The sequence below is a fragment of the Acidithiobacillus acidisediminis genome (assembly GCF_023277115.1).
GTDB lineage: Bacteria > Pseudomonadota > Gammaproteobacteria > Acidithiobacillales > Acidithiobacillaceae > Igneacidithiobacillus > Igneacidithiobacillus acidisediminis.
In genome coordinates, this window is record NZ_JALQCS010000001.1 from 1,999,433 (window position 1) to 2,021,982 (window position 22,550).

A 22,550-nucleotide genomic window follows, 5' to 3' on the forward strand; every position below is an offset into this window, starting at 1 on the left:
ACCTACCGTTGGCGCTGGCCACCACAGAGTCACGGCCGCTCCAATTCCTACACCGATAAGCAATAGCGCGGAGCCCACCAAAACTTGGCGCGTTTTCATTCGCTTCCTCCTTGCACATGTGTTGCCAGGAAATTCAATTCGGCTTGGCTGGCATAGGCATTCTGGCGCAACTCGATCGCCTCGGTCTGGGTCGCGAGAACGCGATCCTGTGCCTGCAAAACCGCCCGAAAGCTGGTATGGCTGGAAGTAAAATCAGCCAAGGTCGCTTGATAGGCCAATTGTGCTTCCGGTACCAGTTTTCGCCGCGTCCGGTGATATTGGTTTTGGTAGGAGATGTATGCTGCAAAAACTCCACGCACCTGGCGTTCCAGTGATAAACGCTCCTCATCGTACTGGTCCTGTGCTGCAATCGACTGTGCCTGCGCTGCCGCAACGGTTTGATCTTGGCGATCTGCTGGGAAAATCGGCAGACTGAGGTTGACGCCCACCGATAACCAATTCGGGCTCCCTGGCGCAAAATCCTGTCCATAAGCGGTACTCAGGGTAATTTCCGGGAGATAGGCCGTGCGTGCTACGCGCACTGCCTCTTGCGCTGCGGCAGATTGCTCCGCAGCAGCACGTAGTAATGGCTGTGCCGCGATCTGCGTTATCAGCTGGGCCAAGGATGGGGGTGAGGGTAATTGTGGCCAGCTTGAAGAAATGTGCGGCGGACTTGGAAGGGCCAAGGTTTCGGCAAGTCGCGCTCTATCTTCTTGATATTCTGCGAATAGTTGAGTTTCATCATTTTGTAACTTCTCCAGAGCAAGCTGCGCTTCTATGACTGAAGCTTCCGTGCCGCGACCCGCACGATAGGCAGCCAGGGCGGTTTGTATGGTTCTTTTAGCCAAGGATTGCTGTGTATGTAGCACGGCAATTTCTCTTTTGATTGCGACTGTCTGCAGCCAGCTACGTTCTAGCAATAGAATCAATGCGGCAGAGCGTCCAGCCAACGTATCCTTCGAAGCCTGTACTTCTAGGTGGAGTTGGCGTCTTTTCCGGGTCAACTGGCCGAATGGGGGAAAAGTTTGGCTCAAACCGATGCTCAACATGCTCATTTGCATGGTATTCATGGAAAAATTATTGGTCGGAAGATTGACTGCGCCAAAGCTCAGGTGCGGATCGGGCAATTGCGCGACTGCCACAGACTGGTGTTGCAGGGTAATAATCTTTTGATTGAGGGCGCCCAAACTGGGGTTTTGTTGCAAGGCAAGTGCCTGAGCTTCCCGAAGCGTCAGGGTGTCAGCAACCGCTGCACATGGCAACAAAACACTCGCACCGAATACCAGAGCGCCGAAATCACGCCATAAGTGATGTCTTTTGAATGCTAAACACAGCATAGGAAACCTCCTGAACCAAAAAGCAGAGGGCCCGCCTAGTTTTCCAGGCAGGTAGCGCTTTGATTGAGGAGGTTTAAATCAAAAGAAGAATGTTTTGTAAGGGAGGAGCCTCTGCGGGACGAAAGAACGGCTTGCACAGAGTTGACACATTGCCGACTTCCATTGGAGTAAGAAGGAAAATTATGATGGCGATCAAGCTTGCTGGGGGAACCAATACATGCGCCAATTGCAGACCCTCTGGAGCATGAGCAGAGGCGAACAATGCAGTACAAGCAGGATTCATCGCAGGGTTTCCAGCGGCATGGTTTGATACCATTGCCGCTTCCATGCTAGCCCCGGATATCATCTCCATCGCCATGCCAGCCTCATTGATACGAGGGCAGTAATCAGGGAAGATTTCTACAAAAATGGAAAGGCACAACAGCAGAATACTGAAACTTGCAATCCAGCGCCGATACCCATACCAAGTTCCCGGCGCACAGCGATAACCCCGATGCCACCGGTTTTTGGCACCGGAGAGACGATCTTGGACTGAAGTGCTGTGCATTGCCGCCCCCGAGATTCACTCTTTTCGACTGGCAGGATATCCAAGTAAGTATGTACCCATGATCTTCGAGGGCTGTCAAGCAACTGCAGCTGCAACGGGCGGTGAAAGGCCCCAACGACCTGCAGGTAGACTACAATGGTCACCCACTTTACCTCTATACTCCGGATGTTCGACCTGGGGAAGCGCTTGGCAACGGTCTGTTTGGCGGGACTTGGCGGGTAGCAAAACCCAATTTGTCAGTCCAAGCCATCAATACCGGGGCCAACACCAAACCTGTAGCCAAGAAAAGCAGTGGTTGGTGATAAGGGGTACACGCCAAATACCAGAACGGTGATGGGGCGGTAGCGGCAGAGTTAAGCCACAAGGGGCGACAGTTGAGGGTCTCTGCAAAAGTGTCCGCCAGCGATTGGTTATTAACCAGGCCCTTAAATATCCAACATAGCGTAACGAGCGGCAGGGTGATGGAAATAGCGAGAGACCTTCTCCGGCAGGAGACAGAGACCATTCATGAAGGCCATGGCCTTTGCCAAGAGGGTGGTTTTGTCTGTGCTCATAGGCCCGTTGCGTAGGGCCGTTTTGAAATCCCGGTTGAGGTATTCATCCGGGTTGGACTCTGGCGCATAAGGCGGCAGAAACACGAGCTCAATGCGGTCCTTCTTATCGGCCAGCCAGGCCGTTACCACCTTGGCGTGATGCACCCGTAAGTTGTCGACGATCAGGAAGATCTTCTGTTCGGCATGGCGGATCAGCTTTTCCAGGAAGGCGATGAAACGCTCGGTGTTGATGCTGCCCTCCACCATCTCAAAGGCAAGTTCTCCGCGCGGTGAGATCGCCGATATCATGGACAGACTGGTCCATCGTGCTGGATGTTCGAGGAGCGGCGTCTGGCCTTGGGGCGCATATCCACGCACCCAATGGGCGTCCTCTTTGACGGCCGTTTCGTCGCCCCAGTACAGCACTGCACCCTCGCGCAGGGCGCGCGCTCGGACTTGGGGATAATCCACTTCCAGCCATTGGCGCACTGCTTCTGGGTTCTGCTCCATCGCTCGCTTGACCGGACGCTGGGGCGTAAAACCCCAGCGCTTGAGGTACTTGCCTACCAGGCGCACCTGCAGATCTATCCCAAAGCGATCCCGGATCAATTGCCGGATGGCCGGCCGGGTCCAGAGGGCAAAAGGCATTTGCAACTGCCGCGGATCCCGTTGCACGATCTGATCCCGAACCCAGGCTTCCGCAGCCAACGTCAATCTGCGACAGGCCCCTACAGGACGCCCTCGCGGCCGTTCATCAAGGCTTTTGCCCCCCTCTCGTTTGGCTTGCGCCAACCACCCGCGAATGGTCGAGGGATGGGCGCCAGAGACCTTGGCCAGGTCTTCCACCCGCATACCAGACTGCTGGCGTAGCCGCAGCACCATCTGCCGAAGCAGATTCCGCCCCTCTACCGTCAACTTGCGCACATCTATCCGTTCCATACTCGCTATTCTACCATAGATAAGTCGGATATTTATGGGCCTGGTTAATAGAGAATTTTCCGGATCTACGGCGGCTGAGCGCAGAAGAGCGGCAGTACCTCACTGTCGCGGCGAGCTCTTTGGTCCTTCCTCCGGATCAGATTCTTTTTACGGCGGGAAGTTTATGCCAGCAATACCTTTTGGTGGTTGATGGCTGCGTCCGAGTGCAACAGATTTCGCGCTCAGGTCGGGAAATACTGCTCTATCGTATTGGTCCAGGCGAGTCCTGCATCCTCACCACGGCCTGTCTGTTCAGCGAACGTCCTTATCCGGCCATGGGCATTACAGAAGGACCTGTAGTTGCGGTGACCCTGAGTCAGGCGGAATTCTCTCAGCTCGTCGGATGCTCTGAAGGGTTCCGGCGTTTCGTATTTCGGAGTTATGGCGAGCGCCTTGCAGAGCTGCTGATGCTGATCGAGACTGTCGTATTCACTCGGCTGGATGTTCGCTTGGCGCGCAGGCTCCTGGAGCTCGCGCCCCATCAAGCCGAACTCTGTGTCACCCACCAGAAGCTTGCGCTGGAATTGGGGTCGGCGCGGGAAGTCATCAGTCGAGCGCTAAAGAACTTCGCCGATCAAGGGTGGATTGAGCAACATCCGCGCCAGATTGTGATTCGGGACCGTGCGGCACTAAAGCGTGTAATCCAGAGTGCTGACTGAACGCCCAGTGACAAAGTCACCGAATTTCCTGTAGGTGCGCGCTAGACTCAGCGAACCGAAACGGATCATGGGAGAGATAGCGTGAATATTTCAGCATTGACAAATGAGGGCGGTCTGGATCGCGCAATTCGCGTCATCGTGGGTGCTATCCTTCTGGCACTGGTATTTGTTGGCCCGCATACGCCCTGGGGGTGGATTGGTTTGGTTCCCCTGCTAACGGGATTGATCGGCTGGTGCCCGGCGTACTCCCTGCTGGGCATGAGGACTTGCCCTCTGCGGCATAGATGAATAGGTGGAGATGATGATGCCCTTGCCCCAGCCAAACAAATGCGCCGGCGCAAGAGACAGGTAACTGAACGGAGGGTCTGTCGATGGACCGAAGGCAATGGCTGAAATCCTTTTTCTCGGCCTTGGCCCTGATGGGCTATGTGCGGGCCGATCCCGCCGCAGCTTCCAGCATGATGGATGGGATGATGTCTGGGGGTGGCATGATGGGTAATGGCGACATGGGCGCCATGATGTCCCCAGAGAATCGTGGTGCCATGCGCACCGGCATGGAGCTTTTCGAGGTCCATGCGCAGGTGCACCGCAAGGTCACCTTTTTGCCCGATGGGGTTCATGCCGTCAGTATTTCCGGAAATCCTAAGGTAGCAGCGCTGCTGCAGGCCCATGTTTCACAGATGTATGCGCGCTTGGCGGAAGATCATCCTTTCCCCTATCCGGCCAGACGCAGTGTGCCCGTCATGTTTGCCCATCCCACGCACTACCGCAGACATCTTGAACTGTTAAAGGATGGCGTGGCTGTGACGGAGACCTCTCGTCTCCCCTGGATGGTTGATGTGACTCACGCACATGCGCGAGAAATCACTCGTTTTGTAAAGGAGGGCATGCCAGCCATGATGCGGGAGATGATGCAGTAATCTCACCACCGCGCGGACGCCGTTTATGCGGATGGCTACTTATGTGGCGGTTCCAGGGAAGTGCTGAGCACAGATCATCACCCAACAGACCCAAGCAGGAGACAGGGCCGAGCATTGCCGGGTCATTCATTGTCAACACTTATTCTCGGCGCCACACCTGCCAGAAATGGAGGAGAACCTCGATTCCTGTATGGGTGGGCAGGGCACAGTGCCATAGGAACAATACACACAGCAGTCCCCCGCTTTGGGCGTAAGCAGGGCCCCGCAACCTTTGCACTGATAGAAGTATTGGCAGGAATCTGTGGGCATTTTTTCTGTCTCGCTATGCCCACAGACTGGGCAAGTAATCATCGACTGCAAGTAAATTTTTGACATAGAAAACGTCTCCCCGAAAACCGTGGGTCTTTCACTTCGAAGACCCTTGGTCAAGTTGATTACCGCACAATCGCCTGGGGGTGCTCCTTGATCAGGCTTACATAGACAGGATTCATCACCTGCTTGGGGAAGAATGCCTTCCACGTATTGACCGAAAGCAACTGCTTTGGGGGCGGCGCGAACACGAAATCCTGGTGACGGACCATCACGTGACAAGCGATGCAGGTGCCTACCTTTCCATAAGCCACCAACGTTCCATTTGGCTTGTAGGCCGCCATCACCCAGTTTCGATCTGACGCATCATACCCGGGGAGTTTGAGCATCGCAGTCACGCCTGTTAATTTTCTCTCCTGGTTGTAGTTATCTTTCACCAACAGGCTATCCTGCGCATAACGGGTCACCTTAATGATGCCACCGGCCATGCGAATGGAGTGAACTGCCGCAGCATTGGCGAGGTCCGTGGTAAAGGCGTCTACCGTTCTGGAACCCACTTGGAATGGATGACTTTCTGGCATGATGGCATGGTTCTTTTGCAGCGTTTGTACCTGCTGCCAAAGCGCTTGTGGCGTAGGAGCACGCACCCCCGCCAGGGCCACGCCTATCCCAACGGCCATTATCCCCGCTGGCACGGACAATAGAACAAAGGTCTTCATGGAAATTTCCTCCCGTACGATTCGTCACGATGATTGCCTCTGCAGTCCATCTACCAAAGCCAGGAAGAGGAGCCGAAAAGGGCGCCGAATCGGACTGGATTCAGTGCCCAGCACAGATCAGAAATATACCAACTCATCCGCCGCACTGATCCACGCCGACAGACCCTTCATGGAGCCCCCGTGCACCCCGGACGGCAGCACCGATAACCCGTGCCGTTTGAGCGAGTTTCCGCAACACTGCACTTCTAGCCCTAAGTCTAGCAGTTCTCGAAATAACGCCTGCGTAGCGCTTGCACTAGCCTCCTGCTCAGCAGCCAGCAGCGTTACACCATCTCCCACCAGAAACAGGCGGACTGCCTTATCCTCAGCCAACATGGCACCGGCGAGACGAATGGCGGTATTGGCTCGCGGATTGGCCTCTGCAATACCACTGTGTAACACGATAAGCGCTGTACTCATCCCTTGACGCACTCCTGTCTCGCTTTTGGATGGGTTTCCTGTACGGCCAGGGCAATCCAGAACCCGGATGCGGCAATGATCGCTGCCGTCAACCAAATCGTCGGCAAGGCGGCATCCGCCCACTGTGCTGCCGCACCCAGGAGCAGGCCGCCAATGGCGTAGCCGGTATCGCGCCAGTAGCGATAGATCCCCAAGGTTTTGCCACGCGTTGCCGCCGGTGCCCGATCCGCCATCGCGGCAATCAGGTTGGGATAGAGCAGTGCCATGCCCATACCCATGACTGCAGCAGCTAGCATCCAGGCGGCAAAATGGTGGACCAGGGCAACGCCGATCAATCCCAAGGTCAGCAAGAAGAAACCGGACAGGATGGGGGCCTTGCGTCCTACGGAATCCGCCAAATGCCCAGTCCAGAACTGGCACAAGCCCCAGATCATGGCATAGATGCCCGTAATCCAGCCGATGTGCACCAGTCCTTGACCCCGAAAATGCAAGTACACCGGGAACATGACCCAGACCAAGGTATCGGCAATCTTGTTGGCCACCCCTCCTTGGCACAGTGCCCGAGATGTCCTGTCCTGAAAGGAAACGTGGACAAAACTCTGCCAGCGTCCTTCTGGTGCTGTGCTGAGTGTGCTTTGGGCCAGCGAATCGCTAGGGCGCTGCCTTTGCCCTTCAGCCTGTGCCCACGGTAGCGTATCGCGCACCCAGGGCAGAAGGAGTAAGGCCAACACCATGACCAGCAAGGCAAAGCCCAGGAGTGCCCAGCGCGGGCCCCAAGCCAGGGCCAGATATCCCGTGCCCAATCCCGCCAAGCCCACGGCGATGTAACCCATGGCTTCATTGATGCCCACGGCAAGACCGCGCTGGCGATTTCCCGCCAGATCGATCTGACTGGTGACCGTCATCGTCCACGTAAACGCCTGATTGATGCCCAAAAAGACGTTGGCGGCAACGATCCACCACCAGTTGGGGGCAAAGAAAATGAGCAGCGGAATGGGGATTCCGGCCAGCCAGCCCCAAAGCAGCACCCGCTTGCGACCTACCCGATCGGAGAGGTCCCCGGCGACAAAATTGAGGGCGCCTTTGACCAAGCCAAAGGAAACGACAAAACTGGCCAAAAAGAAAAAGGCGTGACTCTCCAATCCGAAGAGATGTCGCATGGTGGGCAAAACGTTTCGCTCCATGCCAATGATAAGTCCCACAAAAAACACCTGCACCGTCTGCAAGGCAAATTGTGGGAGATTCTGGCCAATACCGTGCAGATGTACCGCTGTGGACAAACGAAGCTGGGTGCTCACGCCGAACCTTTTTGTGGGAGCCGTACCAGCTCTGCCCGTTGCTGGGTGGTGATTTCCATCTGTTCGAGGATCAACCCGCGCACCAGCTGGCAGGTTTCCAGCACCTTGGGACTGGTCAAGCGATAATGGCAAAACGTCCCACATTTTTCACAATGGACCAGACCGCGAGCCTTCAAGACATTGAGGTGCTGGGAAAGATTGGTTTTCGAGAGCTCCGTCAATGCTGCCAACTCTCCGGCCGTATGTTGTGCCTGGCCCAGAAGATGAATGATTTCCAACCGCTTGGGATGCGAGAGAGCAGCAAAAACTTCGGCGAAGAGGGCAAAGCGCACGGTCCCTAGGCTCATGCCGCACGTCCCATATTCGCTGCGACGATCTGCGCCATCTGCGCCGGTCGCGCCGGGGTGCTGGCCACCAGTTCGCGCACAAAGCTGGCCTCGTCCATCTGTAAATAAGGATCCCAACGTTTCTCGAAAGCGAGCGTGGAGCTCCCTTTGCCCGACAGGCCGGCACCACAGACACTCCCGGCGCTGTGTCCAGGATAGATCTCTAGGGTATCTGGCAAGGGAAGGATTTTCGCCTGCAGGCTCGCATACAGCAATGTCGCCATCTCTTCCGGTGTCCCGCCCAGATCCGGTCGGCCAACAGCCCCCACGAAGAGGGTGTCTCCCGTGAGCAAAAACCACGGCTCCGGTCCGCGCCGCAGGTCCGTCACCAATAAACAGATGCTGTCGCGCGTGTGTCCTGGAGTGTGCAGGATCTGGGTCTGCACATTCCCCGTTTCCAGCACCTCGCCGTCCCGCAAGGGATAAATCGAATAAGAGACCAAGTCAACATCACTCTCATGCAAGCCATAGCGCGCACCGGCCTGCTGCGCCAGTTGTCGTCCACCGGACAGGTGATCCGCATGGATGTGGGTGTCAATGACATAAGAGATCCGCACGCCTTTTTGCATTGCCTGATCCAAATACCAACCCTCGTCGCCGGCAAGCACATCAACGGCTACGGCGAATCCTTTGCCACCACAACCATAGAAATACGACTGCGTGCCATCACTGCTGCTGCGTTGCTGAAAAAACATGATTCACCAATTCAGTAGTTGCAATAATTATGAATTGTAGGTATCTGCTTTTCCCCGTCAAGGGTTTTCAACTACCAACAGATCCGTGACACAATCCTACTGGTTGGGGTTGGTAGAATCATCCTGGGCAAACAAAGGATTGTACCGAGATACCCAGTCTGGAATCTGCTCGGCAGGCATGGGGCGCGCAATGGCGTAACCCTGAAAACACTGGCATTGGAGTTGGTGCAGCAAAGCCGCATGCTCTAGCGTTTCCACCCCCTCGGCAATCACGTCCAGTCCGAGCAACCGCGCGCTGGTCACTACCCCAGACACGATCGCATAGTCTTTGGGATCGTGGAGGATGTCCCGGACAAAACTTTGGTCGATCTTAATGGTATGGGCCGGGAGCTTCTGCAGATAGGTCAGGGAAGCGCTGCCCGTACCAAAATCATCGAGGGCCACCCGCACCCCAAGCTGATGGCAGGCCAATAGCACCTCTTGCGCCTTGCGAAAGTCCTGCAATGGGGCCGTTTCCGTGACCTCGATCTCTACCGCATCTGCGGGAAGATCTGGGTGCGCAGCCAAGGCGGTTTGCAGATCAGAAAAAAAAGCGGGATCCAGGAGATGGTGCGGACTGATGTTGATCGAGACGCGCAGAGGGATGTCTTGCTGATGCCACGACTGATTTTGGCGCAAGGCCGTTGCCAGGACGAATTGCCCGATCCGCCGCGCCAAGCGCGGGGAATCCAGAGCGCTGGCAAAGGCAGCAGGAGGCAAGAGGCCGCGCTCGGGGTGGTGCATCCGCAACAGGGCCTCTACCCCCACCGGACCGCCCTGCGCCTCCACAATGGGCTGATAGTGCAATACCAAACACCCCTGTTCCAGCGCTTCCTCGGTCATTCGACAAATCTCCATACTGCGATCCTGAAACTGATCCATGTGCGCATTCTGTTGATCGTGGGCGGTCATTCTGCTGATCGTGGGCACCCCCCGAAGAGCGAACTTTCTGGCCGGTGCTATTGTATGCCTGGGTGCCCACGATGGGTCAACTTTGGGTGGTCGTGGTGCCCAGGGATGTACGTTACCGTTACCGTGTAAATGGTGTAATGGTCACGACGATTCGGTTGGCTGGTTTTCGTGACGGTCACGGTGACGGCGTAAAGACTCTCCCTTGAGCTCCAGCCGGTGTGCGCTTTGCAGGAGACGGTCGAGGACGGCATCGGCGACGGTGGGCTCGCCGAGATATTCGTGCCAGTGGGACACCGGCAGCTGACTGGTGATCAAGGTGGCGCGCTGGCCGACGCGATCATCGATGATTTCCAGCAGGTCACGGGCATCCTCTCCACCCATGGGGGCGAGGCCCCAATCGTCGAGCAGTAAGAGGTCGACCTTGGCCAGGGTGTTCAGATAGCGGCCGAAGCTCCCGTCACCGTGACGGATACGCAGATCTTCCAGCAGGCGTGGCAAGCGCAGATAGCGCACACTCAAGCCCTGCCGACAGGCTTGATGACCGAAGGCACAAGCAAGCCAGGTCTTGCCGGTTCCGGTGGCCCCGGTGAGGAGGAGGTTCTGCCCCTGGCGTATCCAGGTATTCTGGATCAGGGCGGCGATGCGCGATCGATCCAGTCCCCGAGAACTGCGGTAGTCGATATCCTCGGCGCAGGCATCGTGCTTGAGGTGGGCGAGTTTCAGCAACCGCGTCAGGCGGCGTTGATCCCGGGCACAGAGTTCGCGGTCGAGGAGCAGGCCGAGGCGCTCTTCGAAGGAGAGCTCCTGGTATTGCGGCAGCCGGGTTTGCTCGTCGAGGGCATCGGCCATGGCATCGAGGTGTAACTGCCGCAGGGTGTTCAGGGTCGGTGGTAAGAACATGAGAAACTCCTGGATATTCAATGGTAGTACTGGGAACCGCGGAGGTTGTTGTGCGCGGGCAGAGCCGTGCTTTTGGCCGTCGACTCCGGGACGTGATCCATGCCCTTTTGGAGAATCGACCGGACACTGCGGGTGGTCGGGGCACCAAGGTGCAAGGCCCGACGACAGGCCGCTTCCAGACGGGGCTTGTCATAGCGACGGGCGAGGTGGAGCAAGCCCAAACAGGAGCGATAGCCCTGCTCGGGGTGCGGCTTACTCTCCAGCTGCCAGCGCACGACGTCGCGGGTTGCCGGGCCAATGGACAGTGCCCAACGCAGCAGACGCCCCGGGCTCCATTCCCGGTGGCGCTGATGGGCCTTGGGCAGGTGCTCCGTGCAGGTACTGAAGCGGCCCGGCTGCAACCCACGCAGATGACTGGCCACCCGTTGTTGCTGGTGGAAGATCTCTACCGTTTCGGCACTTATCCGCAGGTCCACCCGTTGCCCGATCAGCCGGTAGGGGACCGAGTAATAGTGCCCCTCGCAAGCGACGTGATAGTCGATACTGACCTTGGCCGTCTTCCATGTGGCAAAGACATAGGGTTGTACGGGCAAGGGCTGCAGTGCCGGCCGGTCCAGCGCCTCGAAGAGGCTCCTGCGACTGCCAGGCAGACGCTTGAAGGGGCGCTGGTTCAGGTCTTCGAGCAGACGATGAATCTCGCGGTTGAGCTCCCGCAGAGAGAAGAACTGGAAGTGCCGCAGGCGCGCGAGAATCCAACGCTCCACCACTTGCACCCCCACCTCGACCTTGGCCTTGTCTTTGGGCTTGTAGGGCCGAGTGGGGAGCACGACCGAGCCATAGTGGGTCGCGAGATCCTGATAGCTGCGGTTGATCTGCGGCTCGTAGCGAGACGCCTTGGTCACGGCCGCCTTGAGGTTGTCGGGGACGAGCAGAACCGGTGCCCCGCCCAGGTAGTTCAGGGCACGAACGTGGGCGCCCAGGAAGTCCCCCAGGCTCTGGCTCCAGGTCGCCTCGCAGTAGGTATAGCTGGAAGCCCCCAGCACCGCCACAAAGATCTGTGCCTGCCGGATCTCCCCGGTACTCGGATCGATGACCGGCACGGTAGGGCCAGCATAGTCCACGAAGAGCTTTTCCCCGGCAACATGGGTCTGGCGCATGCTGAGTTTGAGGCGCCCTCGCCAGCGCCGGTACAGGGTGCAGAACTGCGCGTATTGATACACCCGTTGCCCGGCATGTGCCCCGACGTATTCCTCCCAGAGCAGCTGCAGGGTCATGCCCTTGCGCCGCAGTTCCGTGTGCATCTGGGCAAAATCCGGCAAGACCTTGCTTGATGCCACTGCGGGTTTCCGCTCGGGAAAGAGCCGTCCTTCCAGAGCCGCCTCGCCCTGATCCGCAGGCAGCGGCCAGGACACCGCAGCCTGTTCCGCCCGCTGCAGATATTTGCCGACAGCCCCTTTGGAGAGCCCGCAGGCACGGGCAATTTGCCGCTGGCTCAGGCCAGCCGCGTGTAAACGAAGTACCTCCATGATTGCTTTCATCGTCATCCTCGGTGTCGGCATCCTCAACCTCCCGTAAAAAGAGTGCAGGATGCTCGCTAAGCCAATGAATGACCAAAAAGTTCTGAAATCGCCAAGGGAAAAACACGACACCATTCTGGCATCGTGGGCACCCATTCTGAAAACACCGCAAAACTGCCCACGATCAAAACAGAATCAGTGCCCACGATCGATCAGAATGACCGCCCACCATCGTTCAGAATCGCTGCCCACGATGGTCCAGAATACGCACCATGTCCTCGTGAAAGAAGCGATAGCTGTCTCTGCCCGCATCTTTAGCGGCATACAAAGCGAGATCCGCATGTCGCAATAACTCCGCTGAGACGGTATCGTCTGCGGGGTAATAGGTCAGCCCCAGGCTCGCGGAAAGCAGGACGTTCATCCCCTCTACCTCCAGCGGCGTGCGGAGTGTGTCGAGCACCGCCTGTGCACGGGCTTTCGCCACAGCAATCGACTCGATGCCGGGAAAGAGCACAGCAAACTCATCTCCTCCTAAACGCGCAACGACATCCAGGCTACCCCACGCCAATTGCTGCAATCGTTGTGCCACCTCCTGCAGCAGCGCATCACCGAATCCATGCCCATAGCGATCATTGAGCTGCTTGAAGGCGTCCAGATCCAGGATTCCTACCATCAGGCTTCCTGGATACAAGGTCTGATCGTGATATTGTTCCAGACGCGCGAGGAACAACCGACGATTGGGCAGGTTGGTCAACATATCGTGGGTCGCCTGGTAGGCCAGTTGCTCTTGTAGGCGTCGGTGCTCAGTAACGTCCCGCAAGACCCATACCATCCCGATCTCTCCCCCTTCTCGGTCATGCATGGGCGCTGCGCTGCGTTCAATCCATCGCGGCTCCCCCGTGGCCGAGTTCACTTGGACGGGCGACTGTGTTGTTTGGAGTTCGCGCTGGGGAGACTCCGTTGCTGGGTGCGGCGATCCCTCGTTCTCTACGCTCTCATCCCGCGTCAGAAACTGGTTCAACGTCTGTCCACAGTCTTCGGGACAGTACAGATTCAAGAGACGTTCGGCTGCTGGATTCGCGTCACGGATCTGCCCGTTGTAGTCCGTTACGACAACGGCGTCGCCAATGCTGCGCAAGGTCACCTCGGCGCGCTCTCGATTTTCCCACAGCGCCTGGGCTGCGCCTTCCCGTTCCCGATCGATTGAGCGGAGATAGCGATACCCCAAAATACTGAGACCAAGCAATACCAACAGTCCCCAAAAGGTCCCTTGAAACAGGTCCCACCAGCGGGCCCAGAGTGTCATATAGCCAATCCCGACGCCTGCTACCAGGGGGTATCCGGGCACACGAACCATGGCACCCATACGCCATTGATCAGCCGCCTTGGCCAAGCCGACGAAGGTCCCCGATTGTAGGTTGGGATGGGATTGAAGATAGCGGACCGCAATACCGGATTGTGGTACCGCAAAACTCGTCGCGGTTGGTACCGGGAACCGGGCCTCCAGAAAACCGTTGGTTTGCAATAAATAGAGAGAACCCTCGGTGCGAATTGGCAAGTGTTGCCAAGAAGGCAGTCGACCTTGCGCCAGAGGAAGTAAAATGAGGAGCGCTGGATATCTTCCAATGCTGGGTTGTCGCATCGGGATCGTCCAGATCCCGGCATCCCCCGGCTTTGTGTGGATTTCTACGGGTGGCCCGACACAAAAGCGCGCGCTCTGTAGACAAGCACGTAGGGCGTGTCTCTGCCCCGCTGACAAGGGAATCCCAGTAGGAGATGAAGACCTTGCCGGAGACAACTCTTGCCACAGCGCGGTCAGGGCCTTTCCCTGTTTGCCGGTGGTGAAGATCCCACCATCGGCAGTGGCGATGCCGACGGCAGCCACCTGCGGCTGCATCTGCAGATACCAGTGCAACAGCGGATACGCTTGGGAGGAGGCTCCTCTGCCCGCAATCCCCTCCAACTGGTGATCTAACAGCTGCAATGAAATCTGCAAGCCATGCAGGGTGGCGTGGGTACTCGTCGCTACGGCCACGCTGAGCGTCTGCAGGTGTTCGGATTCGTTGCCAACCACCTCCTCCCAGGTCTGCCATCCCCAATAGAACCCGGCAGCGAGCACCAGTCCAACGAAGACCATCCAGAGATGAAACAAACGTCGGGGGTGAAACAAGATCGACGGCGCTGTTGTTCTAGATGCCGATTTTGCCAAACTCGTCCCCTACCGCGCTAGGAGCGTGGACATTTCCACAGCCGGTATAGGCGGAGAAAACCAGTATCCCTGGGCTTTGCGGATCCCGAGGTCCCGCAACAAGTCGGCCGCCTGTTCATTCTCTACTCCTTTCGCCACCACCTCTAGTGACAGGCCACTCGCCACATCCATCATGGTGCGAACGTGATGGACCTGCGCGGTGTTTTGCACCAAGTCCCGCATTACGTCTTGATCCAGCTTAATCCCGGCGCAGGCCAGCTCCGACAAGTAGCCTAACGCCGTAATGCCACTGCGGTAATCATCCAGCGTAAAATGAACGCCCAAGCGGCGGCAGCGCTGAATGACCGCGGCCGTGGCCGGGATGTCGCGTAAGGCGACCCGCTCGACAACCTGCAGCCACACTCGCGCCGGAGAAATCTTTGGGTGACGCGCCAACTCCGCTTGTACAAAAGCGGAGAAACTGGCCTCCTCGAGCTGCACTGCCGACAGATTGATGTGAATATCTAGGAGATTTTCCGGATTCTGCCAGGATTCTGCCTGCGCTAGCGCGGTGTCCAAGACCCACCGCCCAACCTCCAGAATCATCCGGGAGCGTTCCAGGTTGGGCAAAAAATGTTCCGGACCCAGCAATCCTCGCTCCGGATGTCGCCAGTACAAGAGCGCCTCTGCACCCGTTACGGTATGATCGGTCAGCTCGACGATCGGCTGCCAAAAGAGCTCGAATTCCTGTCGCTGCTGCGCTAGGCACAGCTCTTGATAGAGCGGCTCTTGTGGCTGTTGGGTATCGATTAGGTCGCGCCCATACAGCTTCCAGGTATTGCCTCCTAACTCTTTGGCGGCGTACATGGCCAGATCGGCCTGGCGAGTCAAGTCTTCGGCCCCGCCCTCCGAGAAGGGATAAATCACCGCCCCCATACTGGCACTGACCTGCAATTGGGTTTGCTCCGCTGTTATGGTGCACTGCGCAGCCTGTACAATCCGGGCGGCGACAGCTTCCACTTCTTCGACGTTGGCAATGTCTTCCACGAGCACCACAAACTCATCGCCCGCATAGCGAATCACGCAGTCCTCTGTCCGCACGACGGCGCACAACTGCCCGGCAATGGTGCACAACACGTCGTCACCGCGGTGATGCCCCAACTGGTCATTCACCGGCTTGAATCCATCGAGATCGAGAAAAAAGATGGCTAATAGGCGGTGATGCCGGTCGCAGCGCGCCATGGCGGCACGCAAACGCTCCTGCAAGGCCCGACGATTGAGCAAATTGGTCAGCAAATCTCGGACCGCCAACCCTTCCATCCGCTGCTCTAGGCGTTCGCGGTACAGATTGGCGCCCAACAGATCGGCGAGGAGCCGCAGATGGTCCCAGGAGTCCTCCGGAATCCGCAGCGGCCCAGGCTGCTGAAACCAGGAAATCACCAAAATGCCTGGGGTCTCTTCCGCAGTACGGGCTAAGGGGATCGCCAGACTGGACTGGAGGCCAGCCAACACAAATTCCGCCATCGCCCAGGGGCTGTGTGGATAATCAGGAAGATAGATCGGCTCCTCCCGCGCAAGCGCGGCCCCCGACACCCCTTCTGTCGCGGGAAATTCCCAGTGCTCGAGGTCTCGATACCGCACAGACAAGCCATGGAAGAGCCGATACTGAAGCTTTCCCTCTTCATGCACAATCAATCCCGCACCATCGGCCTCGGCAATGGCACAGGCCAGTTGCGCGGCCTTCTCAAAAAAGGCTGCGAAGTCAAATTCCTGCAACAAATCCCGCAGCTGACGTACGACGGTATGATGCCGCTCTCTTTCTAGCCCAAACTGCTGCGCGGATTGGCAAGCATCCAATACGCGTAGAGCAACCGAGGAGGGGAGAGGGCGGATTCTTGTCTGGGGCGCCCAATCGCTTGCTTCGAGCAAGCAGGTTCGCAACAGGGTAAATGCTTGTGATAGAACTCGACGGGGAACTCCAGACCGCGCTAGTTGTGCACCAAGCGCAATCTGCTCTTCCCAAAACGCCAGATCATAGGACCCCGAACAGAGCCGGCGTAACCACGCTATCGTGTAGGGACATACCGCCTCCCGCTGCTCGGTACCGGCAGGGCTGTTGCAGAACAGGAAAAGTGATGCCAATTGTTGCCTGATTGGGGAAAAGGAACGGGATAAGCTCTTGCGCAGGCGGCAAAGATCCCACTTGTCGGCCAGGGTGAGGGTTGACTCAGGATAGAGCCAATGCAGTTCCTCTGGGAGATCACCCATCTTCATCTCCTGTTTCAGCATGGGGGAAGAGGGTCTCTCCTTTCTCCGTTCCGGGACGCGGCCTAGCGCCATCAACAATCACCTGGAGATAGGCCTCCAACAACAAAGCATCCACGATCTGTTCTGGCGGCATTCGCCAGCGCTTCGACAGCTCCGCCAGACAATGGCGCCGCCAACGCTGGTCCTTTGCTTCGTCGAGGGAAAAAATCTTGCGCACAGCTACAGAATGCTCCCAGAAAAACGGTCCCGGGCGGAGGTGATCACTTTTTTGATCTGTTCTCCCTTCTTACACAGGTACAGATGTTCCGCCTTGCGTTTCTGCGCTTCCGTGAGTGTAAAGTGGATGCCGTACAGGTAAGGGTAGAGCGGGTGCAGGATCGACTCTCGTCGAACCACGGTGGCCACCGTTTCACAGGTGCCACACTCCGGGATCTCGAACTCTACCAAAACGGTCTCTCCAGGCTCCAGAAGCTCTCTATCCAGGAACATCGACGCGCCGCTGGGACTAAAATCATGCAACTTCCCATACAGGGTGCGACCATCCCTCGCTCGCATCAGGATATTCCCTTCGATCGGCACCCGTCGTTGTTTGCGTGCCGATCTCGCAAGGACGCGGGTGGGGATCTCGAAGGAGTGTATTCCCTGGACGCTATGTTTCCAGCCGGCGAAGAAGCCCAGGATATTGGGACGTGCCAAAAGAAAGATCAGGGGTTTGCGCAATGGAGGTTCTTCTCCGAGCGACGGATTCACCGTCTCCAAGAGAAATTCACGCCCCTCCCAGCCACGAAAGTGACACAGCGTGCCAGCGTCGCCAGATTCGGGGGTGTAAAAAATTGCGCTCTGTCCTTCCGCCGCTCCCAGGTCTTCAGGATTCGGCAGTAACAACTCCTGGTACCCCACCAAGAAAACCAAGGGGAGAAAGTCGACCAAGGCTAAGTCTCCCCGCTGGGGGAGCAGCAAGGCCAGTTCGGTGTCATCTTCGCTGAGTGGCATACCCTGCATCCAGGTTTTTGTTCTATCCGAGTTACATCATTGTATCATTTTCGATACATATCATCCTCTCTTTCTCGCCACAATACAAGAAATCCAAATACCCCATCCCCCTCACGCCTAGGCGAGAAGGGCCTAGAGAAACAGTTGTCGGGCGGATTCCTCATGCACAGGTGAGCGATAGAGTCAGCGATTAGAGAAGCATGAGTTCATTACATCAGGTAGCCGCATGCCGGATCCGCAATTGCAATCGCGTTTTGTCTCGGAAGTAATTTGCCTCCAGCTCATAAGCTACGTGGACAATTTGCCCAGCTTCCACAGGCATCACGCCGTCATGGACTGCGCCAAACCAGATGGCATCAAATTGATCTGGCCCAATGCCCATTAACAATTTCAGGTGGCTTCCGTCCCCGACGGCGCGGATTCCGATGATCTGAACCACCCCGGATTTTGAGGAGGCTCCTTTTTCCAAGAGAATGGAGCCATGATGAACAAAGCTAAAGCACCCAAATATTCCCCTGAAGTTCGCGAACGCGCGGTGCGCATGGTGCAGGAACACCGCGGCGAGTATTCTTCGCCCTGGGCGGCAGTGGAGTCTATTGCTCCTAAGATCGGCTGTTCGCCCCATACCTTGCATGAATGGGTTAAACGGCATGAAGTCGATACCGGATTGCGCGACGGCGTCACCAGCGCGGTCGCTTCCTCGAACAATCGCTGTTCTGTCTTCCAGAACAAACTAGGCTGACCCTCCTTCAGGCCCCCGAAGCCCCGAGAGATGTGAACCGCCACTCCACTGTTCATTGGTCGAGGCTCCTTCATCGGTTTAGGGAGCCTCTGAACTGGCACAAAAATTGTGGGGGTTTGCACGGCTTTTGACACATGGAGCCATTTCGGTGACGAAAATCGTCATTTTTTGTCCCCGGATGGGCAAACAGGGAAATCGCGGCCTTTGCACTGGCCCATTTTCCCTCTTTGGACGGATTACGCCTGTAGCCAGCATAACTCTCGTCGCTTCATGTAGAGGTTGACCAGGGCAAACAGCGTGGTCAGCTGGGCGCCATTCTTGGCCAGTCCACGATAGCGGGTCTTGCGGTAGCCGAACTGGCACTTCAGTACCCGAAAGGCGTGCTCCCCCAGGGCCCGTATCCGCGCCACGCTCCGATTATAACATTATAGAGCGGCCAATCCGGTCTTTTGCCCCGGATATCGACGCAAGGCCACAGCATCCTGGGTTCCTTGCTTGGCCAGGCACTCATGGACCGACGGATAGTCATACCCCCGATCGGCAAGGACTACCGCTTCCTCTCCCGTCAGCAATCGGTCCAGCACTTGGTGGTCCGGGACCTTCGCCGCCGTGACCTCCACCGCCTCGACGACGCCTTGCAGATCGGTCGCCACATGGGCCTTCATCCCGAAGTACCACTGGTTACCCTTCTTCGTCGAGCTCATCTCTGGATCCCGGTTCTGGTCCCGATTTTTGGTGGAACTCGGCGCATGGATGAGGGTGGCGTCTACCATCTTGCCTTCGGCAAGCAGCAGACCTTTCTCTCGCAGGACCCCTTGCACCTCGGCGAAGATGGCCGAAGCCAGATCCTGGCGTTCCAGCAGGCGCCGGAATTTGAGAATGGTCGTTTCATCGGGAACCCAGTCTCGGCCCAGATCGATGCCTACGAATTGTCGCAGCAGCGGGATTTCATAGAGTGCTTCCTCCATGCCGGGATCGGAATAGGCGTACCATTGCTGTAGGAAGTGAATGCGCAGCATCCGCTCCAATGGCATCGGTTTGCGCCCACGGCCACCGCGAGGATAGTGCGGCTCAATCAGGGCCACCAGCCGTGCCCAGGGAACGACGGCGTCCATCTCCGCCAGAAAGCGCTCCCGCTTGGTCTGCTTCCGGCGACGGGAAAGATCCTGCTGTTCCGCAAAGGTCATCTGCCCAGACATGTCACTTTCCTCCGCATCCCTGACGCCAATCAGTATACCAGAGCCCTAGATCAGAAACTCCTTAGGGAACCTCTGAACTGGCCCTAAAAATCGTCGGGTTTTGCATAGCGTTTGACACACAGATCGACTTTCGGCGACGAAAATCGTCATTTTCGCCCCCAGAGGGGCAAAAGGGCACCCTGCGGCCTCTGCGCTGGCCCATTTTCCCCTCTTTGGACGGATTACGCCTCTAGCCAGCATAGCTCTCGTCGCTTCATGTAGAGGTTGACCAGGGCAAACAGTGTGGTCAGTTGAGCGCCATTCTTGGTCAGTCCTCGATAGCGGGTCTTGCGGAAGCCAAACTGGCACTTCAAGACGCGAAAGGCATGTTCCCCCCGTGCGCGAAGGCGTGCCACGCTACGATTGAAGCGCTGCAGGGCTTGTAGCCCCTTTTGCTGACCCGGATAACGCCGCCGGGCGACGGCATCCTGAATGCCGTGCCCTTTCAGAAATTCGTGAACCTGGGGATAGTCGTAGCCTCGATCCGCCAGAACGACTGGCTCGTCGCCGGTGAGTAGGTCTTCCAACACTTGATGGTCCGGGACATTGGCAGCCGTGACCTCAACGCTCTGGACCAGGCCTTGGGTGTCCGTCGCCACATGGGCCTTCATGCCGAAATACCACTGATTCCCTTTCTTGGTTTGATGCATCTCCGGGTCCCGTTTGTGGTCACGGTTTTTGGTGGAGCTGGGGGCATGAATGAGGGTGGCATCCACCATCTTGCCTTCCTGGAGAATGAGGTGCGCGGCGTCCAGCAGTTCTTGGACCTCGGCAAAAATCTGTTGCGCCAAGCCGTGCTTTTCCAGCAGGCGACGAAAACGCAGAATGGTGGACTCGTCGGGGATCAGGTCACGGCCAGTGTCGATGCCGGCAAAGGAGCGCAGCAAGGGAATTTCGTGCAGGGCTTCTTCCATGCCAGGGTCGGAGTAGGCATACCACTGCTGCAAGAAATGGATGCGCAGCATCTGTTCTAGGGGCATGGGTTTGCGCCCCCCACGGGGACCGGCCTTGGGATAGCAGGGCTCAATGAGGGCAACCAGCCGTTGCCAAGGAACTACTTGATCCATTTCCCGGAGGAAACGCTCTCGTTTGGTCTCCTTGTGCCGGCGTTCCAACCCTGCGTTTTCCGCAAACGTCATCTGCCCTGCCATGTGTATTGCCTCCGGTCCCTTGCTGCTATGGCTCAGATTATATCAGATTGAGTTGTGCAGAGATTCCTTAGTGGAACATACTATTCCATAACCAGCTAATGTCAATTATATTATTACCAATATCTGAACATTTTTTTGCATCAGTTTCCTTCATTCTGCTCGGACGAAGACTGCCTGCCTGAACTGGTTTCTCAAGTCGTTATTGAAGGTTCATATTGCAGACCCATAAATCCAGAGATGGCACCATTGGTGCCAAGCATGCAACAAGGAACCAACTATGAAATCCGCCAGTGATAAGCGGCAAGCGAAAGTGAAATTTAGAAAAAAAGAAGACTTGGTTAAGTTGCCAAAAATACCAAACAAGCTGATGGATGATATCGGAATATTTCTTGAAAGTGAGATTAACGGAAAAATTCAATAGAAAATAAAATATCTGCAATATATACTGCAATGCAGAGATTTGCGGATGAATTATTTTCATCTTTCTCAGTTTGCCAAAAGGGGTGCAGTCATTGTTGCAAATATGATGTTGTGGTTGGTCGCCTAGAGGCTAAATATATCTCTCTAAAAACCAATAAGAATATTGATATTGGTAATTCTATTACAACTAATCATAACTCGGATTGTCCATTCTTGCTGAAAAAAGGTGAATGTGGAATATATGAATATCGACCAATAGTATGTCGTACTTTACATACCCTTGATGATCCTTCGTATTGCTCTACACCAGATATTCCCCACCAACTGTATGGGGTATCTGGTGGTTTGGGCGTTGGTTTCTATGAAAATGTGCAGCGTGCGTTTTTTATGCTTACTGATAGTGTCTGTGCGCCGCGCGGAAAACGCGATATACGTGATTGGTTCCCGGATTAGTCTTGGAAATGGTTCGCCACCATAAAGTAGTTGTTAGACTTTTTCGCCTCTATGTTCGCCTTATCGGCAGGATGGAATGTAAAAAACGGCTTGCCTTGTTCTTGAATAGTTATCATCCCATATCTGGTCTTTCCAATTACAGCCTTGTGGTTTTTAAGACCTTTCATAGAAAACTGCTTCATTTTCAATTCTCCCTTGCCCGGCCAGGATGCAATTAACCAAAAAAGCCAGCACGGGGCTGGCTAATAGCCGCAAAACAACCGCTACAACACAGGGGTATAGATCAGCGTCTGGCAGGATAGCTTACAGCCATCGTTCTGCCCGGCGCCGGTGGCGGTCAACACCCTCCACCACTGCGCAGGTGATGAACGGGATCTCGTCGTCCGGGTCGTCCCCCAAATACTGAGGGTCAGGGCCTGCAGGGGGAAGGGCGCTTGCACCAGATCCGGACTGTCCGCGATGGGTGCCTGCACTGTTTCCAGATTCAGGATCATGGCGCCCACCAATGAGATTCAGGCGGTCGCACACAATTTCAGTGGTGTATCGATCCTGTCCATCCCGGTCGGTCCATTTCCGGGTCTGAATCCGGCCCTCAACATAGGCTTGACTTCCCTTTCTGAGGTACTCCCCGGCAATCTCTGCCAAGCGGCCCCAAAGTACAACACGGTGCCACTCTGTGCGCTCCTGGCGATTCCCATCACGATCCTTGAAGGACTCGCTCGTTGCAATGGAAAGCGTCGCCACGGCCTTCCCATCTGGCATATATCGCATCTCTGGGTTTTGCCCGAGATACCCCAACAAGATCATCTTATTGACACCCGACATATCCGCGTTCCCTCCTGAATATCAG

The 22,550-nt window shown here is 56.5% G+C and carries 27 protein-coding genes and 2 pseudogenes; 8 read left to right on the plus strand and 21 right to left on the minus strand.

What is annotated here, in order from left to right; all coding sequences use genetic code 11:
- Positions 1–95 precede the first annotated feature (95 nt).
- A complete protein-coding gene (locus M5D89_RS14520) occupies positions 96–908 on the minus strand; it encodes a TolC family protein (RefSeq protein ID WP_488796115.1) in 813 nt (270 codons plus the stop codon).
- Positions 909–1,064: 156 nt separating this feature from the next.
- Between M5D89_RS14520 and M5D89_RS14525 the strand changes: the two genes are divergently transcribed.
- Entirely contained in the window at positions 1,065–1,346 is a 282-nt protein-coding gene (locus tag M5D89_RS14525) for a hypothetical protein (protein WP_488796116.1), read from the plus strand.
- A gap of 103 nt (positions 1,347–1,449) precedes the next feature.
- On the opposite strand, the gene M5D89_RS09990 is transcribed toward M5D89_RS14525, so the two are convergent.
- Complete coding sequence (locus M5D89_RS09990) at positions 1,450–1,923, minus strand: hypothetical protein (RefSeq protein WP_248885671.1); 474 nt, start codon at positions 1,921–1,923, stop codon at positions 1,450–1,452.
- A gap of 101 nt (positions 1,924–2,024) precedes the next feature.
- On the opposite strand from M5D89_RS09990, the gene M5D89_RS14455 reads away from it, so the two are divergent.
- Positions 2,025–2,225 carry a COG4315 family predicted lipoprotein gene (locus M5D89_RS14455; RefSeq protein WP_431307157.1) on the plus strand — a complete coding sequence of 67 codons (201 nt, stop codon included), beginning with the start codon at positions 2,025–2,027 and terminating at the stop codon, positions 2,223–2,225.
- Positions 2,226–2,348: 123 nt separating this feature from the next.
- Here the strand turns inward: M5D89_RS14455 and M5D89_RS09995 are convergent, their stop codons facing one another.
- Positions 2,349–3,395 (minus strand): IS630 family transposase, encoded by a 1,047-nt coding sequence (locus M5D89_RS09995; protein ID WP_248884388.1) that lies wholly within the window; start codon positions 3,393–3,395, stop codon positions 2,349–2,351.
- 119 nt (positions 3,396–3,514) lie between these two features.
- Between M5D89_RS09995 and M5D89_RS10000 the strand changes: the two genes are divergently transcribed.
- The 3 genes from M5D89_RS10000 (at position 3,515) to M5D89_RS10010 (ending at position 5,013) form a co-directional block, all read left to right on the plus strand.
- Complete coding sequence (locus M5D89_RS10000) at positions 3,515–4,093, plus strand: Crp/Fnr family transcriptional regulator (protein ID WP_283102981.1); 579 nt, start codon at positions 3,515–3,517, stop codon at positions 4,091–4,093.
- A gap of 81 nt (positions 4,094–4,174) precedes the next feature.
- Positions 4,175–4,381 carry a YgaP family membrane protein gene (locus M5D89_RS10005; protein WP_248885672.1) on the plus strand — a complete coding sequence of 69 codons (207 nt, stop codon included), beginning with the start codon at positions 4,175–4,177 and terminating at the stop codon, positions 4,379–4,381.
- An 83-nt stretch (positions 4,382–4,464) separates the two neighbouring features.
- A complete protein-coding gene (locus M5D89_RS10010) occupies positions 4,465–5,013 on the plus strand; it encodes a hypothetical protein (protein ID WP_248885674.1) in 549 nt (182 codons plus the stop codon).
- Between the two features lie 132 nt (positions 5,014–5,145).
- Here M5D89_RS10010 and M5D89_RS14250 read toward each other — a convergent pair whose 3' ends face one another.
- From M5D89_RS14250 to M5D89_RS10075, 14 genes are all read right to left on the minus strand, one after another.
- On the minus strand, positions 5,146–5,388 hold the full coding sequence (locus M5D89_RS14250) for a GDCCVxC domain-containing (seleno)protein (protein ID WP_283102982.1): 243 nt from the start codon (positions 5,386–5,388) through the stop codon (positions 5,146–5,148).
- Between the two features lie 59 nt (positions 5,389–5,447).
- Complete coding sequence (locus M5D89_RS10015; protein WP_248885676.1) at positions 5,448–6,041, minus strand: cytochrome P460 family protein; 594 nt, start codon at positions 6,039–6,041, stop codon at positions 5,448–5,450.
- A gap of 117 nt (positions 6,042–6,158) precedes the next feature.
- Positions 6,159–6,500, minus strand: a complete 342-nt coding sequence (locus M5D89_RS10020; protein ID WP_248885678.1) for a DsrE family protein — start codon at positions 6,498–6,500, stop codon at positions 6,159–6,161.
- Complete coding sequence (locus M5D89_RS10025; RefSeq protein WP_248885681.1) at positions 6,497–7,798, minus strand: MFS transporter; 1,302 nt, start codon at positions 7,796–7,798, stop codon at positions 6,497–6,499. Before M5D89_RS10025 ends, M5D89_RS10020 begins: the two co-directional genes overlap by 4 nt.
- Positions 7,795–8,145: an ArsR/SmtB family transcription factor gene (locus tag M5D89_RS10030; protein WP_248885682.1), complete on the minus strand. Its 351-nt coding sequence runs from the start codon at positions 8,143–8,145 to the stop codon at positions 7,795–7,797. Before M5D89_RS10030 ends, M5D89_RS10025 begins: the two co-directional genes overlap by 4 nt.
- A complete protein-coding gene (locus tag M5D89_RS10035; protein WP_248885683.1) occupies positions 8,142–8,879 on the minus strand; it encodes an MBL fold metallo-hydrolase in 738 nt (245 codons plus the stop codon). The genes M5D89_RS10030 and M5D89_RS10035 overlap by 4 nt, the downstream gene beginning before the upstream one ends.
- Positions 8,880–8,975: 96 nt before the next feature.
- Positions 8,976–9,830 carry a putative bifunctional diguanylate cyclase/phosphodiesterase gene (locus tag M5D89_RS10040; RefSeq protein ID WP_248885684.1) on the minus strand — a complete coding sequence of 285 codons (855 nt, stop codon included), beginning with the start codon at positions 9,828–9,830 and terminating at the stop codon, positions 8,976–8,978.
- Between the two features lie 141 nt (positions 9,831–9,971).
- The gene (gene istB, locus M5D89_RS10045) at positions 9,972–10,730 is read right to left on the minus strand and encodes an IS21-like element helper ATPase IstB (protein ID WP_248883931.1); all 759 of its coding nucleotides are present in this window, start codon (positions 10,728–10,730) and stop codon (positions 9,972–9,974) included.
- Between the two features lie 17 nt (positions 10,731–10,747).
- Positions 10,748–12,268 carry an IS21 family transposase gene (gene istA, locus M5D89_RS10050; protein ID WP_248886415.1) on the minus strand — a complete coding sequence of 507 codons (1,521 nt, stop codon included), beginning with the start codon at positions 12,266–12,268 and terminating at the stop codon, positions 10,748–10,750.
- Between the two features lie 214 nt (positions 12,269–12,482).
- Positions 12,483–14,456, minus strand: coding sequence for a diguanylate cyclase domain-containing protein (locus M5D89_RS10055; RefSeq protein ID WP_248885687.1), 1,974 nt, complete (start codon positions 14,454–14,456; stop codon positions 12,483–12,485).
- A 9-nt stretch (positions 14,457–14,465) separates the two neighbouring features.
- Positions 14,466–16,703 (minus strand): putative bifunctional diguanylate cyclase/phosphodiesterase, encoded by a 2,238-nt coding sequence (locus tag M5D89_RS10060; protein WP_248885688.1) that lies wholly within the window; start codon positions 16,701–16,703, stop codon positions 14,466–14,468.
- The gene (locus M5D89_RS10065; RefSeq protein ID WP_248885689.1) at positions 16,696–16,920 is read right to left on the minus strand and encodes a hypothetical protein; all 225 of its coding nucleotides are present in this window, start codon (positions 16,918–16,920) and stop codon (positions 16,696–16,698) included. The genes M5D89_RS10060 and M5D89_RS10065 overlap by 8 nt, the downstream gene beginning before the upstream one ends.
- Before the next feature lie 2 nt (positions 16,921–16,922).
- A complete protein-coding gene (locus tag M5D89_RS10070) occupies positions 16,923–17,696 on the minus strand; it encodes a PilZ domain-containing protein (RefSeq protein WP_248885691.1) in 774 nt (257 codons plus the stop codon).
- Between the two features lie 214 nt (positions 17,697–17,910).
- Positions 17,911–18,252: a hypothetical protein gene (locus M5D89_RS10075; protein ID WP_346347715.1), complete on the minus strand. Its 342-nt coding sequence runs from the start codon at positions 18,250–18,252 to the stop codon at positions 17,911–17,913.
- Between M5D89_RS10075 and M5D89_RS10080 the strand changes: the two are divergent.
- Positions 18,181–18,387, plus strand: a pseudogene (locus M5D89_RS10080) (transposase); the annotation flags it as partial. The gene M5D89_RS10075 and the pseudogene M5D89_RS10080 overlap by 72 nt on opposite strands.
- A 287-nt stretch (positions 18,388–18,674) precedes the next feature.
- On the opposite strand, the pseudogene M5D89_RS10085 reads toward M5D89_RS10080, so the two are convergent.
- Positions 18,675–19,637 (minus strand): annotated as a pseudogene (locus M5D89_RS10085) (IS5 family transposase).
- Between the two features lie 221 nt (positions 19,638–19,858).
- Positions 19,859–20,815 (minus strand): IS5 family transposase, encoded by a 957-nt coding sequence (locus tag M5D89_RS10090; protein ID WP_248886464.1) that lies wholly within the window; start codon positions 20,813–20,815, stop codon positions 19,859–19,861.
- A gap of 289 nt (positions 20,816–21,104) precedes the next feature.
- Between M5D89_RS10090 and M5D89_RS10095 the strand changes: the two genes are divergently transcribed.
- Positions 21,105–21,248: a hypothetical protein gene (locus tag M5D89_RS10095; RefSeq protein WP_248885693.1), complete on the plus strand. Its 144-nt coding sequence runs from the start codon at positions 21,105–21,107 to the stop codon at positions 21,246–21,248.
- 29 nt (positions 21,249–21,277) lie between these two features.
- Positions 21,278–21,700, plus strand: coding sequence for a YkgJ family cysteine cluster protein (locus M5D89_RS10100; RefSeq protein ID WP_248885695.1), 423 nt, complete (start codon positions 21,278–21,280; stop codon positions 21,698–21,700).
- Here the strand turns inward: M5D89_RS10100 and M5D89_RS10105 are convergent.
- Positions 21,697–21,882, minus strand: a complete 186-nt coding sequence (locus M5D89_RS10105) for a hypothetical protein (protein ID WP_248885697.1) — start codon at positions 21,880–21,882, stop codon at positions 21,697–21,699. The two genes, M5D89_RS10100 and M5D89_RS10105, sit on opposite strands and share 4 nt — an antisense overlap.
- Positions 21,883–22,003: 121 nt before the next feature.
- Positions 22,004–22,525 carry a single-stranded DNA-binding protein gene (locus M5D89_RS10110; protein WP_248885699.1) on the minus strand — a complete coding sequence of 174 codons (522 nt, stop codon included), beginning with the start codon at positions 22,523–22,525 and terminating at the stop codon, positions 22,004–22,006.
- Positions 22,526–22,550 lie beyond the last annotated feature (25 nt).